The organism is Enterobacter cloacae complex sp. 2021EL-01169, from assembly GCF_020733125.1.
GTDB lineage: Bacteria > Pseudomonadota > Gammaproteobacteria > Enterobacterales > Enterobacteriaceae > Enterobacter > Enterobacter roggenkampii.
The window spans coordinates 164,451-178,220 of record NZ_JAJFTC010000004.1 but is presented as its reverse complement, the minus strand read 5'-3'; the positions used below and the strand labels follow the sequence as shown (position 1 = coordinate 178,220).

General features: G+C 57.0%; 14 protein-coding genes. 9 read left to right on the top strand and 5 right to left on the bottom strand.

All coding sequences use genetic code 11. The features are described 5' to 3' along the window. Positions 1–63 precede the first annotated feature (63 nt). From rsxA to gstA, 9 genes are all read left to right on the top strand, one after another. The gene (rsxA, locus tag LLF79_RS13920) at positions 64–645 is read left to right on the top strand and encodes an electron transport complex subunit RsxA (RefSeq protein ID WP_008500564.1); all 582 of its coding nucleotides are present in this window, start codon (positions 64–66) and stop codon (positions 643–645) included. After that, positions 645–1,223, top strand: coding sequence for an electron transport complex subunit RsxB (gene rsxB, locus LLF79_RS13915; protein ID WP_008500565.1), 579 nt, complete (start codon positions 645–647; stop codon positions 1,221–1,223). The genes rsxA and rsxB overlap by 1 nt, the downstream gene beginning before the upstream one ends. Next, positions 1,216–3,237 carry an electron transport complex subunit RsxC gene (rsxC, locus tag LLF79_RS13910; protein ID WP_227879671.1) on the top strand — a complete coding sequence of 674 codons (2,022 nt, stop codon included), beginning with the start codon at positions 1,216–1,218 and terminating at the stop codon, positions 3,235–3,237. Before rsxB ends, rsxC begins: the two co-directional genes overlap by 8 nt. Then, the gene (gene rsxD / locus LLF79_RS13905; protein WP_227879669.1) at positions 3,238–4,290 is read left to right on the top strand and encodes an electron transport complex subunit RsxD; all 1,053 of its coding nucleotides are present in this window, start codon (positions 3,238–3,240) and stop codon (positions 4,288–4,290) included. It begins immediately after the preceding gene. 10 nt (positions 4,291–4,300) lie between these two features. Next, positions 4,301–4,921: an electron transport complex subunit RsxG gene (gene rsxG / locus LLF79_RS13900; RefSeq protein WP_023292623.1), complete on the top strand. Its 621-nt coding sequence runs from the start codon at positions 4,301–4,303 to the stop codon at positions 4,919–4,921. Positions 4,922–4,923: 2 nt separating this feature from the next. Beyond that, on the top strand, positions 4,924–5,610 hold the full coding sequence (locus LLF79_RS13895; RefSeq protein ID WP_008500569.1) for an electron transport complex subunit E: 687 nt from the start codon (positions 4,924–4,926) through the stop codon (positions 5,608–5,610). After that, positions 5,607–6,242 carry an endonuclease III gene (nth, locus tag LLF79_RS13890; protein WP_008500570.1) on the top strand — a complete coding sequence of 212 codons (636 nt, stop codon included), beginning with the start codon at positions 5,607–5,609 and terminating at the stop codon, positions 6,240–6,242. Before LLF79_RS13895 ends, nth begins: the two co-directional genes overlap by 4 nt. Positions 6,243–6,834: 592 nt before the next feature. Then, a complete protein-coding gene (dtpA, locus tag LLF79_RS13885; protein ID WP_227879668.1) occupies positions 6,835–8,343 on the top strand; it encodes a dipeptide/tripeptide permease DtpA in 1,509 nt (502 codons plus the stop codon). A 105-nt stretch (positions 8,344–8,448) separates the two neighbouring features. Beyond that, a complete protein-coding gene (gstA, locus tag LLF79_RS13880; RefSeq protein ID WP_008500572.1) occupies positions 8,449–9,054 on the top strand; it encodes a glutathione transferase GstA in 606 nt (201 codons plus the stop codon). A gap of 76 nt (positions 9,055–9,130) precedes the next feature. Here gstA and pdxY read toward each other — a convergent pair whose 3' ends face one another. From pdxY to anmK, 5 genes are all read right to left on the bottom strand, one after another. Beyond that, on the bottom strand, positions 9,131–9,991 hold the full coding sequence (pdxY, locus tag LLF79_RS13875) for a pyridoxal kinase PdxY (RefSeq protein WP_045406233.1): 861 nt from the start codon (positions 9,989–9,991) through the stop codon (positions 9,131–9,133). 66 nt (positions 9,992–10,057) lie between these two features. After that, positions 10,058–11,332 carry a tyrosine--tRNA ligase gene (gene tyrS, locus LLF79_RS13870; protein ID WP_008500574.1) on the bottom strand — a complete coding sequence of 425 codons (1,275 nt, stop codon included), beginning with the start codon at positions 11,330–11,332 and terminating at the stop codon, positions 10,058–10,060. A 125-nt stretch (positions 11,333–11,457) separates the two neighbouring features. Further along, the gene (pdxH, locus tag LLF79_RS13865; RefSeq protein WP_008500575.1) at positions 11,458–12,114 is read right to left on the bottom strand and encodes a pyridoxamine 5'-phosphate oxidase; all 657 of its coding nucleotides are present in this window, start codon (positions 12,112–12,114) and stop codon (positions 11,458–11,460) included. Between the two features lie 57 nt (positions 12,115–12,171). Further along, positions 12,172–12,501, bottom strand: a complete 330-nt coding sequence (gene mliC / locus LLF79_RS13860) for a C-type lysozyme inhibitor (protein WP_085930290.1) — start codon at positions 12,499–12,501, stop codon at positions 12,172–12,174. An 87-nt stretch (positions 12,502–12,588) separates the two neighbouring features. Then, on the bottom strand, positions 12,589–13,713 hold the full coding sequence (anmK, locus tag LLF79_RS13855) for an anhydro-N-acetylmuramic acid kinase (protein WP_023343975.1): 1,125 nt from the start codon (positions 13,711–13,713) through the stop codon (positions 12,589–12,591). Between the last annotated feature and the right edge of the window lie 57 nt (positions 13,714–13,770).

Here is a 13,770-nt window from a genome sequence, read left to right as displayed (position 1 = left end):
AACCTGTTGTCGCCTGCCTGGGTTTGTCCGATAATAGGCGGCTTTTTTATTTCAGGCTAAATAATGACCGATTACTTACTGCTCTTTGTCGGCACCGTGCTGGTTAACAACTTCGTTCTGGTGAAGTTCCTTGGCCTGTGCCCGTTTATGGGCGTTTCCAAAAAGCTGGAAACGGCAATGGGTATGGGGCTGGCGACGACCTTCGTCATGACGCTGGCGTCCATCTGCGCGTGGTGGATTGATACCTGGATCCTCATCCCGCTGGGGTTAACCTATCTCCGTACGCTGGCCTTTATTCTGGTTATCGCGGTGGTGGTGCAGTTTACCGAAATGGTGGTGCGCAAAACCAGCCCGGCGCTCTATCGCCTGCTGGGCATCTTCCTGCCGCTGATCACCACTAACTGCGCCGTTCTCGGCGTGGCGCTGCTGAACATCAACCTGGGTCATAACTTTATGCAATCGGCGCTGTATGGTTTTTCTGCGGCTGTCGGTTTCTCTCTGGTCATGGTGCTGTTTGCCTCTATTCGCGAGCGCCTGGCAGCAGCGGATATTCCTGCGCCCTTCCGCGGTAACGCGATTGCGCTGGTCACCGCCGGTTTAATGTCTCTGGCCTTTATGGGCTTTAGTGGTCTGGTGAAGTTGTAATGAATGCTATCTGGATTGCCATCGCCTCTATCAGCGTCCTGGGGTTGGTGTTTGGCCTTATCCTGGGTTACGCCTCCCGCCGTTTCGCGGTAGAGGACGATCCCGTTGTTGAGAAAATTGATGAGCTTCTGCCGCAAAGCCAGTGCGGGCAGTGTGGCTACCCGGGCTGCCGCCCTTACGCTGAAGCGGTAGGCATCCAGGGCGAAAAAATTAACCGCTGCGCCCCCGGCGGCGAAGCAGTCATGCTGAAAATTGCCGCCCTGCTTAACGTTGATCCGCAGCCGGTTGATGGCGACGCGGACGTGCAGGAGCCGGTCCGCGCGCTGGCCGTGATCGACGAAGCGAACTGCATCGGCTGTACCAAATGTATTCAGGCCTGCCCGGTCGACGCCATTGTTGGCGCAACGCGCGCCATGCACACCGTGGTGGCGGACCTGTGCACCGGCTGTAACCTCTGCGTAGCCCCCTGCCCGACGCAATGTATCGAGCTGCGCCCGGTTGAAACGACTACCGAAAGCTGGAAATGGGATCTTCAGACCATTCCGGTTCGCAATATTCCTGTGGAACAACATGCTTAAGTTATTTTCTGCTTTCAGAAAAGAGAAGATTTGGGACTTTGACGGCGGTATTCACCCACCGGAGATGAAAACCCAGTCTAACGGCACGCCGCTGCGTCAAATTCCGCTGGCGACCCGTTTCGTCATGCCGCTCAAGCAGCACATTGGCGCTGAGGGTGAGCTGTGCGTGAAAGAAGGCGATACGGTTCTTCGCGGCCAGCCGCTGACCTTTGGTCGCGGATGTATGCTACCGGTGCACGCCCCCACCTCCGGTAAGGTGGTCGCCATCGCGCCTCATACGGTGCCGCATCCGTCAGCGCTCGCAGAGCTGAGCGTGATTATTGAAGCCGACGGCGAAGACCGCTGGATCGACCGCGATGGCTGGAGCGACTACCGCTCCCGCAGCCGCGAGGCGCTTATCGAACGCATTCATCAGTTCGGCGTTGCTGGCCTGGGTGGCGCAGGCTTCCCGACCGGCGTCAAGCTGCGCGGCGGTGGCGATAACATTCAGACGCTGATTATCAACGCCGCCGAATGCGAACCGTACATCACCGCCGACGATCGTCTGATGCAGGACTGCGCCGCCCAGGTGGTGGAAGGCATCCGCATCCTCGCGCACATTCTGCAGCCGCGGGAAGTGCTGATCGGTATCGAAGACAATAAACCGCAGGCTATCTCAATGCTGCGCGCCGTGCTGGTGGACAGTCACGATATTAGCCTGCGCGTTATCCCGACCAAATACCCCTCTGGCGGTGCTAAACAGCTGACGCAAATTCTCACCGGTAAGCAGGTTCCGCACGGCGGACGCTCTTCAGATATCGGCGTGCTGATGCAGAACGTCGGGACCGCGTACGCCGTGAAGCGCGCGGTGATCGACGGCGAGCCGCTGACCGAACGCGTGGTAACGCTGACCGGGGAAGCGGTCTCTCGTCCGGGCAACGTCTGGGCGCGTCTGGGTACGCCGGTGCGTCACCTGCTGGAGCAGGCTGAGTTTTGCCCGTCCAGCGACCAGATGGTGATCATGGGCGGCCCGCTGATGGGCTTTACCCTGCCGTGGCTCGATGTGCCGGTAGTCAAAATCACCAACTGCCTGCTCGCCCCTTCCCCGACCGAGATGGGTGAAGAGCAGGAAGAAAAAGGCTGTATTCGCTGCAGCGCCTGTGCCGACGCCTGCCCGGCGGATCTGCTTCCGCAGCAGCTGTACTGGTACAGCAAAGGCCAGCTGCACGACAAGGCGACAGCCCATAACCTGGCCGACTGCATCGAATGCGGCGCCTGCGCCTGGGTCTGCCCTAGCAACATTCCTCTGGTGCAGTATTTCCGCCAGGAGAAGGCGGAAATTTATGCCATCTCCATGGAAGAAAAACGCGCGGCGGAAGCCAAGGCACGCTTTGAAGCGCGCCAGGCGCGACTGGAGCGTGAAAAAATCGCCCGTCAGGAGCGCCATAAGCAGGCCGCCGTTCAGCCCGGAGAGAAAGATCAGGATGCGATTAACGCCGCACTGGCCCGCGTTCGCGAGAAAAAAGCGACCGCGGCGCAGCCTGTGGTGATCCCGGCTGGCGAGAAGCCGGACAACAGCGAAGCCATTGCGGCGCGTGAAGCGCGTAAAGCTCAAGCTCGCGCCCGTCAGGCTGAAAAAGCGCAAACGGTCCAGACGGATGCTGAGATCGACCCGCGTAAAGCGGCCGTTGAAGCGGCAATAGCCCGCGCTAAAGCCCGCAAAGCCGGTGAGCAAAGCGTGGTGGTTGAGCAGGAAGCGGTCGACCCTCGCAAAGCGGCCGTTGAGGCAGCGATTGCCCGTGCCAAAGCCCGCAAAGCGGCGCAGCAGACGCCAACCGCAGAACCCGACGCGCCGGTCGATCCGCGTAAAGCCGCCGTCGAAGCGGCGATTGCCCGCGCTAAAGCCCGCAAAGCGGCGCAGCAGGATGAGCAACCGCAGGCCGCCAACGATGACCCGCGCAAAGCCGCCGTCGCCGCCGCCATTGCGCGCGTTCAGGCAAAGAAAGCCGCACAGCAAGCAGTTAACGAGGATTAAATGGTTTTCAGAATCGCAAGCTCCCCTTACACCCACAATCAGCGCCAGACATCGCGCATTATGATGCTGGTCTGCCTGGCGGCGCTGCCGGGCATTGCCGTTCAGTGCTGGTTTTTCGGCTGGGGAACCCTGTTCCAGATAATCCTGGGCTGTGCCAGCGCCTTAGCGGCGGAAGCCCTTGTCCTTAAGCTGCGCAAGGCGGCGGTCTCCCGCATTCTGGCTGATAACTCCGCGCTGCTGACCGGGCTGCTGCTGGCGATCAGTATCCCGCCGTTTGCTCCATGGTGGATGGTGGTCCTCGGCACCGTGTTTGCGGTGATCATTGCCAAACAGCTGTATGGCGGACTCGGCCATAACCCGTTTAACCCGGCGATGATTGGCTACGTGGTGCTGCTGATCTCCTTCCCGGTACAGATGACCAGCTGGCTGCCACCGCACGAGATTGCGGCCACGGTTCCGGGCTTTATGGATGCTCTGCACGTGATCTTTACCGGTCATACGGCACTCGGTGCGGATATGAACGCGCTGCGCATGGGCGTGGACGGGATCAGCCAGGCGACGCCGCTTGATACTTTTAAAACGTCCCTGCATGCCGGGCACAGCGTTGAGCAGATCATGAAATCCGCCATCTACAGCGGCGCACTGGCGGGTGCCGGCTGGCAGTGGGTCAACCTGGCGTATCTGCTGGGCGGCCTGTTCCTGCTGCAGCAGAAAGCCATCCGCTGGCATATTCCGGTCAGCTTCCTCGTGACGCTGGCGGTCTGCGCCACGCTGGGCTGGGTATTCTCTCCTGAATCACTGGCCAGCCCGCAGCTGCACCTGCTCTCCGGGGCGACCATGCTGGGTGCCTTCTTTATCCTGACGGATCCGGTGACGGCCTCAACGACTAACCGCGGGCGCCTGATCTTCGGCGCGCTGGCAGGCCTGCTGGTCTGGCTCATCCGCAGCTTTGGCGGGTACCCGGACGGCGTGGCTTTTGCCGTCCTGCTTGCCAACATTACCGTTCCGCTCATCGACTATTACACGCGTCCGCGCGTGTACGGCCATCGCTAAGGGTCTCGCCATGTTCAAAACGATGCAAAAACACGGCGTCACGCTGGCTGTCTTCGCCGCGGTCCTGACAGGGCTGACGGCGCTGGTAAATGCGCTGACCAAAACGACCATCGAAGAGCAGGCCTCGAAGCAGCAAAAGGCGCTGTTCGATCAGGTGATCCCGGCGGAATTCTACGATAACGACCTGCAAAAAAGCTGCTTTGTGGTAGACGCGCCGCAGCTTGGGAAAGGCCCGCACCGCCTCTTTATTGCCCGAAAAGGGGATAAACCGGTCGGCGCGGTGATGGAAGCGACGGCGCCTGACGGCTATTCCGGTGCCATTCAGCTCCTCGTGGGCAGCGATTTCTCCGGCACCATACTGGGCACCCGCGTGACGGAACACCATGAAACGCCGGGTCTTGGCGATAAAATTGAAACCCGTCTGAGCGACTGGATTTTGCACTTTGCCGGTAAAGTGATCCATGGCGAAGGTGATACCGCGTTTGCGGTGAAGAAAGATGGCGGCGAGTTCGACCAGTTCACCGGGGCGACCATCACCCCACGTGCGGTGGTGAATGCCGTAAAACGAGCCGGGCTGTACGCTGAAACGCTGCCCGCGCAAATCAACAATCTTCCGGCCTGTGAGGAGTAATCATGAGCCAGGTTAAAGAGGTTATTGTCCAGGGGTTGTGGAAAAACAACTCCGCGCTGGTTCAGCTTCTGGGCATGTGCCCACTGCTGGCGGTGACATCCACCGCCACCAACGCGCTCGGTCTGGGTCTGGCAACCACGCTGGTATTGACCCTGACCAACCTCTCCATCTCTGCCCTGCGCCGCTGGACGCCGTCGGAAATTCGTATTCCTATTTACGTCATGATCATTGCGTCGGTGGTCAGTATTGTTCAGATGCTGATTAACGCCTACGCGTTCGGTCTGTACCAGTCGCTCGGGATCTTCATTCCCCTTATCGTCACCAACTGTATCGTGGTCGGGCGTGCGGAAGCCTTTGCGGTGAAAAACAGTCCGGCCATGTCGGCGCTGGACGGTTTTTCTATTGGCATGGGTGCCACCTGCGCCATGTTCGTGCTGGGCTCGCTGCGCGAGATCCTCGGCAACGGTACGCTGTTCGACGGCGCTGATGCGCTGCTGGGCGGCTGGGCCAAAGCGCTGCGTATTGAAGTGTTCCACACCGATACGCCATTCCTGCTGGCGATGCTGCCGCCTGGCGCGTTTATTGGTCTTGGCATGATGCTGGCGATAAAATACCTGATTGACGAGAAACGTAAGCGCCGCGCGGCTGAGCGCAGCGTTCTGGAAGGGACACCCGAGAAGGCCTCATGAATAAAGAAAAGCGCATTGCGATCCTGACCCGTCTGCGGGACGAGAACCCGCACCCGACGACGGAGCTGAATTTTACCTCCCCGTTTGAGCTGCTGATCGCCGTGTTGCTCTCTGCGCAGGCTACCGACGTGAGCGTCAATAAAGCCACCGCCCTGCTCTATCCGGTCGCCAATACGCCGAAGGCCATGCTGGAGCTGGGCGTGGAAGGCGTGAAGTCCTATATCAAAACCATCGGCCTGTTTAACAGCAAAGCCGAGAACGTCATCAAGACCTGCCGGATCCTGCTGGAGCAGCACGGAGGCGAAGTGCCGGAAGACCGTGCCGCGCTGGAAGCCTTACCGGGCGTGGGGCGTAAAACGGCGAACGTGGTGCTCAATACCGCGTTTGGCTGGCCCACTATCGCCGTCGATACGCATATATTCCGCGTCTCTAACCGGACCAACTTCGCGCCGGGGAAAAATGTCGAGCAGGTCGAAGAGAAGCTGCTGAAAGTGGTTCCGGCGGAATTTAAGGTTGACTGCCATCACTGGCTGATTCTGCATGGTCGTTACACGTGTATTGCCCGTAAGCCTCGCTGCGGCTCCTGCATTATTGAAGATCTCTGCGAATACAAAGAAAAAGTGTACCCCTGAGGCATCTCAATCCCCTGACTAAAGAAGGGCTTTCAAACGCTCTTCTTTTGACCGTTATTTGTTCGCCTTTCGTTTCGCCTCACCTGTCACTTATTCGGCTCTTTAACGCTGAAACAGGTTAATAGTTTTTTCATAGCCGAAAATTTCTATACATCTGTGATCGCGATCACCCTGATAACTTCATGTTGTATTTTTGTTGTCAAAATCGACCTAAACCCTTTATCTGACAAGACACTCCTCTTTCTTTGCCGACGATAAGACCAGCTATTTTTCAGAATATGGGCTATATCACTGCCACAAGCGGCAAATAGCAGAACATATCGCCAGCAGCCCGTACTGACCGGTGATTACCAGTCGAAAAAACTACCTTTACTCAGCGTATGAAATTTAACGCTGAATAACATTTGCATGAACCGACGATTATACCATTCAGGATATATGTAACAGATTATTACAAACGTATTGCCAGATGGGGCAGGATAGTGAACATTACCCGCCGTTTCTCCTCCCAATATAACTATAAGGCGTATGGACTACGGCCATCACGCTATGAACACCCCCGTTAATATGGGATGTAAAAAAAGAGGTATATGTGTCGACTGCAAACAATAAACCAACAGATGAAAGCGTGAGTCTGAACGCTTTTAAACAACCTAAAGCGTTCTATCTCATCTTCTCTATCGAGTTATGGGAGCGTTTTGGTTACTACGGCCTGCAAGGGATCATGGCGGTTTACCTGGTAAAACAGCTGGGTATGTCCGAAGCCGATTCCATCACGCTGTTCTCCTCCTTCAGTGCTCTGGTGTACGGTCTGGTCGCTATCGGCGGCTGGCTGGGCGATAAAGTCCTCGGAACTAAACGTGTCATCATGCTGGGCGCCATTGTTCTGGCGATTGGCTATGGACTGGTAGCATGGTCAGGGCATGATGCCGCTGTCGTGTATATGGGCATGGCCACGATCGCTGTGGGTAACGGTCTGTTCAAAGCGAACCCGTCTTCCCTGCTCTCTACCTGCTACAGCAAAGATGACCCGCGTCTGGACGGTGCATTTACCATGTACTACATGTCCATCAACATCGGTTCGTTCTTCTCGATGCTGGCAACCCCATGGCTCGCAGCAAAATTCGGCTGGAGCGTGGCGTTTGCACTGAGCTTCGTCGGTATGCTGATCACCGTGGTGAACTTCCTGTTCTGCCGCAGCTGGGTTAAAAACTACGGTTCAAAACCAGACTTCGAGCCTGTGCATATGGGCAAACTGCTGGCGACCATCGTAGGCGTTGTGGTCCTGGCGGCCATCGCTACCTGGCTGCTGCACAACCAGGGTATCGCACGTGCCGTTCTGGGCGTTGTGGCGCTGGGTATCGTGGTTATCTTCGCGAAAGAAGCATTCGCTATGCAGGGTGCTGCCCGTCGTAAGATGATCGTGGCCTTCATTCTGATGCTGGAAGCGATTATCTTCTTCGTGCTGTACAGCCAGATGCCAACCTCTCTGAACTTCTTCGCCATTCGTAACGTTGAGCACTCTATTCTGGGCATCGCGTTCGAACCGGAGCAGTATCAGGCACTGAACCCGTTCTGGATCATGATTGGTAGCCCGATTCTGGCCGCGATCTATAACAAGATGGGCGACCGTCTGCCAATGCCGCACAAGTTTGCTATCGGTATGGTGCTGTGCTCCGGCGCGTTCCTGGTGCTGCCGCTGGGTACCAAATTTGCTACCGACGCCGGTATCGTATCCGTTAACTGGCTGATCCTGAGCTACGCGCTGCAGTCTATCGGCGAACTGATGATCTCTGGTCTGGGTCTGGCAATGGTTGCACAGCTGGTTCCGCAGCGTCTGATGGGCTTCATTATGGGTAGCTGGTTCCTGACCACTGCCGGTGCAGCAATTATCGCCGGTAAGATTGCGAACCTGATGGCCGTGCCGGAAAACGTCACTGACCCACTGGTTTCCCTGAACGTCTACGGTACAGTGTTCATGCAGATTGGTATCGCGACTGCCGTTATTGCCGCTCTGATGCTGCTGACCGCACCGAAACTGAATCGCATGACTCAGGACGACGACAAGACCGCTAAGGCGACCAAAATCGCTACTGCGTGAAATCCGTGAGAAACGACTGACCAGAAGCCGCTAATTGATTAGCGGCTTTTTTTTTATCCGTTTGCGCACTAACATAGCTGAAACCTCAGCGAAAAGGAGTTACCGATGAAACTGTTCTACAAACCGGGCGCGTGCTCTCTTGCTTCCCATATCACCCTGCGCGAGAGCGGCAAAGATTTCACGCTGGATGGCGTTGATCTGATGAAAAAACGTCTGGAAAACGGCGATGACTTTCTTGCCATTAACCCGAAAGGACAGGTTCCGGCGCTCCTGCTGGATGACGGTACCCTGCTGACCGAAGGCGTGGCGATTATGCAGTTCCTGGCCGATAGCGTGCCCGATCGCCAGCTGCTGGCCCCGGTCAGTACGATTTCTCGCTATAAAACGCTGGAATGGCTGAACTACATTGCCACCGAGCTGCACAAAGGCTTTACGCCGCTGTTCCGCCCGGATACGCCGGAAGAGTTTAAGCCGACCCTGCGCGCCCTGCTGGAGAAAAAGCTGCAGTACGTTAACGAATCGCTGAAAGACGAACAGTGGATTGGCGGCTCGCGCTTCACGATCGCTGATGCGTACCTGTTCACCGTGCTGCGCTGGGCACGTGCGGTTAAGCTGAATCTGGAAGGGTTAGACCACATTGCATCGTATATGAAACGCGTGGCTGAACGTCCTGCGGTGGCTGCGGCGCTGAAAGCGGAAGGTCTTAACTAATATCGCCGGCGGCGCTGCGCTGGCACGGGCCTACGGGTTTTGTAGGCCGGGTAAGCGCAGCGCCACCTGGCATCGTTTAAAGCTGGGTTGCGCTGAAATAGTGCTCCGGCTTCGCGATACGATCCTGTGCCGCGACCACCTGCAGTTCATATTCCTGCATCTCTTTCGTCGCAATCATAATTTCGTACACCGCTGCCGTAACGTGCTCCAGCGCGTCCCTCACCGTTGCACCCTGAAGCAGTTTCACCAGCAGCAGTCCGCTGGTCACATCGCCCACGCCCACCGGCTGACGCGTGCCAAAATCCACCAGCGGGCGGCTGATATGCCAGGCATCCTCTTTCGTCACCAGCAGCATCTCAAAGCGATCCTGGCTTAGCCCTGCGCGCGCGAGGTGTTTTACCAGCACAACCTCAGGCCCCTGCGCGATCAGCTCGCGTGACGCGCTTACGGCCTCTTCTACGCTGTTAACCGGATGCTCGCAGAGAATTTCCAGTTCGACCAGGTTTGGCGCAATGATATCGCTGGCGGGCAGCGCATGGCGAACGTGGAATTCTGCCACGCCTGGCGCCACGATACAGCCTTTTTCCGGATGGCCCATGACGGGGTCGCAGAAGTATTTTGCCGACGGGTTGGCAGCCTTTACCTGACGCACGATGCCGAGGATATGTTCCCCTTGCTCCGCTGAACCAAGATACCCGCTCAGTACGGCGTCACAGCGCTTGAGCTGGTCGATATCGGCAATGCCCTGCACAACCTCGGTGAGGTGCGAAGGCGGCATCACGCAGCCGGTCCATTTGCCATACTGCGTGTGGTTAGAGAACTGAACGGTATTGAGGGGCCAGACGTTGACGCCGAGGCGGCGCATCGGGAATTCCGCAGCGCTGTTGCCAGCATGTCCAAAAACAACGTGGGACTGAATGGCGAGGATGTTCTTCATTTTATGCTTACCCAACCCTGAAAAAACAAAAGGGGCGTGGTTTCCCACGCCCCTCAAGACTGTTAATTATTTCCAGCAGACAAGGCAGTAGTTTTTCTTACCGCGACGCAGCAGGGTGTAGCGGCCATACAGACGGTCGCCATCAACAAAGGTGTATTCCGGGTCAGCCTGCTTTTCACCGTTGATGGTGATCGCGTTTGAGGCAATGGTTTTACGCGCCTGACCGCGGGAAGGCTGCAGCTCAGAATCCACCAGCGCCTGCATCAGGTCAGCCCCTTTCTCCATCTCAACCATTGGCACGCCGTCCTGCGCCAGCTGTTCGAAGTCCGCTTCGCTCAGATCGCTCAGGGTACCGTTGAACAGGCTTGCGGTAATGCGTTTTGCCGCGGCCAGACCTTCTTCACCGTGAACCAGTTTGGTCACTTCATCTGCCAGCACGTACTGCGCGCGTGGCGCTTTACCGCTGTTCTTGTCTTCTTCTTCCAGCGCATTGATGTCTTCAATATCCATAAAGGTGAAGAACTTCAGGAAGCGATAAACATCGGCATCCGCCGTGTTGATCCAGAACTGGTAGAATTTGTACGGGCTGGTTTTCTTCGGATCGAGCCATACCGCGCCGCCTTCGGTTTTACCAAATTTGGTACCGTCAGCTTTGGTAATCAGCGGAACGGTCAGACCAAAGACCTGATTCTGGTGCAGGCGACGGGTCAGGTCGATACCGGAGGTGATATTACCCCACTGGTCAGAACCGCCAATCTGCAGGGAAACACCGTGCAGCTTGTTCAGGCAGGCAAAGTCATACCCCTGCAGCAGGTTGTAGGAGAACTCGGTAAAGGAGATACCCTGGTCGTCACGGTTCAGACGCTGCTTCACGGCCTCTTTGTTAATCATCTGGTTAACAGAGAAGTGCTTGCCGATGTCGCGCAGGAAGGTCAGCACGTTCATGCTGCCAAACCAGTCGTAGTTGTTCGCGGCAATCGCGGCGTTATCGCCACAGTTGAAGTCGAGGAACGGTGCAACCTGTTTGCGGATCTTATCGACCCACTCCTGCACGGTATCTTCGGTGTTCAGTTTACGCTCAGCGGCTTTAAAGCTTGGGTCACCAATCAGACCGGTCGCGCCGCCCACCAGGGCAACAGGCTTATGGCCCGCCATCTGGAAGCGTTTCAGGCATAACAATGGAACAAGATGCCCCAAATGCAAGCTGTCAGCGGTGGGATCGAAGCCGCAATAGAGCGCGATCGGGCCTTGCGCCAGTCGCTCTGCTAACGCTTCCTCGTCCGTCACCTGGGCCACGAGGCCCCGCTCTTGCAATTGTTTAATCAAGTTACTGCTTGCCATCAAATTCTCCATGTATAAACGACTGCACCTTTGCCGGTACACGACTTTTCGCCTGATGCGAAAGGACCATAGAATAAAGCGCAAGCGCGGTGTGCGCTAGCGCTTAAATCAACAAATTTCGGGGATTACGGCGCCAGTCTGTCGATTTTCCAGCCGCCATTCTCGCGCTGGTATAAAAAGCGGTCGTGCAGGCGATGTTCGCCCCCCTGCCAGAATTCGATTTGCTCAATCGGGATGCGGAAACCACCCCAGAAGCTCGGCAGCGGGATTTCACCCTGCTGGAACTTCTGCTTCAGCTCGAGGAATTTACTTTCCAGCACGCCGCGGGCGGAAATGCGGCTGGACTGTTTTGATACCCAGGCGCCAATCTGGCTGTCACGCGGACGACTGTGGAAATACTTCACCACTTCCAGCGTCGAGAGACGTTCCGCTTTGCCGGTCACCATGACCTGACGTTCCAGCATGTGCCACGGGAACAGCAGGCTGATACGCGGATTGTTTTCCAGATGGTGCGCTTTGCGGCTGCCAAGGTTGGTATAGAACACCAGCCCTTTCTCGTCATAATGCTTGAGCAATACGATACGCTGATACGGTTGACCGTTTTCATCTACCGTTGCGACAACCATCGCCGTTGGGTCGGCAAGTTTCGCTTCGCAGGCCTGTTTCAGCCAGCGTTCAAAAAGCACGAGGGGTTCAGCAGGAAGATCCTGGCGACGCAGGCCGCCTTTGGTGTATTCACGGCGCAGATGCGCAATTTGCTGCAGTTCGTCGTTATCTGACATGGCGTTAGCTGACATTGAGAGTGGGTGGCGCTATTGTGCGCCGCCCCTGTAAAAATCTCAACGCTTCGGATTTTCGAGCTGGCAATTGTTCAGCACAATACGGTCGCGTTTGTAGACCGTGGCGCTGTCGCCTTTCGACCAGAAGACATAGATACCGTCGGTGTAGCGTGCGCCCGAGGCCGAAATGCCCTGCTTCAGCGTCAGCAATTTATTGTCGTAAACAAAACTGGCTTCCTGGCGCGGATTGTTCAGCTTCACGGTCAACGGTTTTTCGTCGCAGCGATACTCCAGGGTATCGGTCTGCATGCGCTCAACGAGCTGGTTGTAGACGCTGCATCCTGACAGCAGCAAAGGGGCGGCAATAAGAAGAAGTTTTTTCATGGGCATATTCCGAAGACTATCCTGGTCCTGGAGGGCATGGCTGCCCCCCTGTTTCGTTCCATTCTAACGGCGACGCACCGCTCTGAATTTCAGTTAACTCTGATTATGACGCGGATTTGCCGGGAAAATCGCCCCTAGCACGCTCGCCTCGCGCGCGCCGGTGACCGAGGGTAAATTGCCCGGCAGCCCGGCAACGGTGCGCCAGGCAAGCCAGGCGAAGGCCAGCGCCTCCATATCATCCCCGCTGATGCCGGCCTCATCGGTCGTCGACACCTCGGTACCCGGCAGCAGCCCGGCAAGACGCGCCATCACCAGCGGGTTACGGCTTCCCCCGCCGCACACCAGCAGGCGTTCACATCCGCCGCTAAGCAGCACCTGTTCAGAAATCGACACGGCCGTAAGCTCGGCAAGCGTCGCCTGAACATCCTGCGGCGCGAGCGCCGGGAAAGACGCCAGCTGGCGCTCAAGCCAGCCAAAGTTGAAATATTCACGCCCCGTGCTTTTCGGTGCCGGTAAGGCAAAATAAGGATCGCTCAGCATGGACTGCAGCAGCGGGAGAATTACCTTACCCTCACTCGCCCACTCCGCGTTTTTATCATACGGTTGACCGCACTGACGCCAGATCCAGGCATCCATTAACATATTGCCCGGGCCGGTATCGTAGCCCCGGACCGGCTGCCCCGGAATAAGCATCGACAGATTGGCGATCCCACCAATGTTGAGCACCATACGCCGTTCTGAAGGGTGTGCCAGCAGCGCCTGATGAAACGCGGGCACCAGCGGTGCGCCCTGTCCGCCAAGGGCAATATCGCGACGACGGAAATCGCCGACCACCGTGACGCCCGTTTTCGCCACAATCTGGTTGTTATCGCCGATTTGCAGGGTGTGCGGGGCATCGCCGATGGGTTCATGCCAGACCGTTTGTCCGTGACACCCGATGGCCACCACATCCTGCGGACGAAGATGTTCTTTTTGCATCAAAGCCTGCACCGCATCCGCAAACAGCGCCCCCAGGCGAACATCCAGCTGTCCAAGCTGCGAAAGGGTCAGCTGCTGCCCCTGACAGATACTGAGAATATCCTCTTTCAATGAAATGGGGATTGGCCAGGTCAGGCTCGCCTGCTGTGCCACCATGTTTTCATCAATGGCGGCCAGAACGACATCTACCCCATCCAGACTGGTGCCTGACATCACACCAATGTAGCGACCCGATTTCATGCGCTTTCCTTACGTTGCGTGGGCTAAGGATATCCACTCAACCATAAACAGCGTCGC

What these genes read in the sequence shown, in the direction of transcription:
- rsxG (WP_023292623.1), top strand. Translation starts at nt 4,301, where the DNA reads ATGTTCAAAACGATGCAAAAACACGGCGTCACGCTGGCTGTCTTCGCC.
- rsxA (WP_008500564.1), top strand. Translation starts at nt 64, where the DNA reads ATGACCGATTACTTACTGCTCTTTGTCGGCACCGTGCTGGTTAACAAC.
- pdxY (WP_045406233.1), bottom strand. Translation starts at nt 9,991, where the DNA reads ATGAAGAACATCCTCGCCATTCAGTCCCACGTTGTTTTTGGACATGCT.
- mliC (WP_085930290.1), bottom strand. Translation starts at nt 12,501, where the DNA reads ATGCCCATGAAAAAACTTCTTCTTATTGCCGCCCCTTTGCTGCTGTCA.
- gstA (WP_008500572.1), top strand. Translation starts at nt 8,449, where the DNA reads ATGAAACTGTTCTACAAACCGGGCGCGTGCTCTCTTGCTTCCCATATC.
- LLF79_RS13895 (WP_008500569.1), top strand. Translation starts at nt 4,924, where the DNA reads ATGAGCCAGGTTAAAGAGGTTATTGTCCAGGGGTTGTGGAAAAACAAC.
- pdxH (WP_008500575.1), bottom strand. Translation starts at nt 12,114, where the DNA reads ATGTCAGATAACGACGAACTGCAGCAAATTGCGCATCTGCGCCGTGAA.
- tyrS (WP_008500574.1), bottom strand. Translation starts at nt 11,332, where the DNA reads ATGGCAAGCAGTAACTTGATTAAACAATTGCAAGAGCGGGGCCTCGTG.
- rsxD (WP_227879669.1), top strand. Translation starts at nt 3,238, where the DNA reads ATGGTTTTCAGAATCGCAAGCTCCCCTTACACCCACAATCAGCGCCAG.
- nth (WP_008500570.1), top strand. Translation starts at nt 5,607, where the DNA reads ATGAATAAAGAAAAGCGCATTGCGATCCTGACCCGTCTGCGGGACGAG.
- rsxC (WP_227879671.1), top strand. Translation starts at nt 1,216, where the DNA reads ATGCTTAAGTTATTTTCTGCTTTCAGAAAAGAGAAGATTTGGGACTTT.
- anmK (WP_023343975.1), bottom strand. Translation starts at nt 13,713, where the DNA reads ATGAAATCGGGTCGCTACATTGGTGTGATGTCAGGCACCAGTCTGGAT.
- rsxB (WP_008500565.1), top strand. Translation starts at nt 645, where the DNA reads ATGAATGCTATCTGGATTGCCATCGCCTCTATCAGCGTCCTGGGGTTG.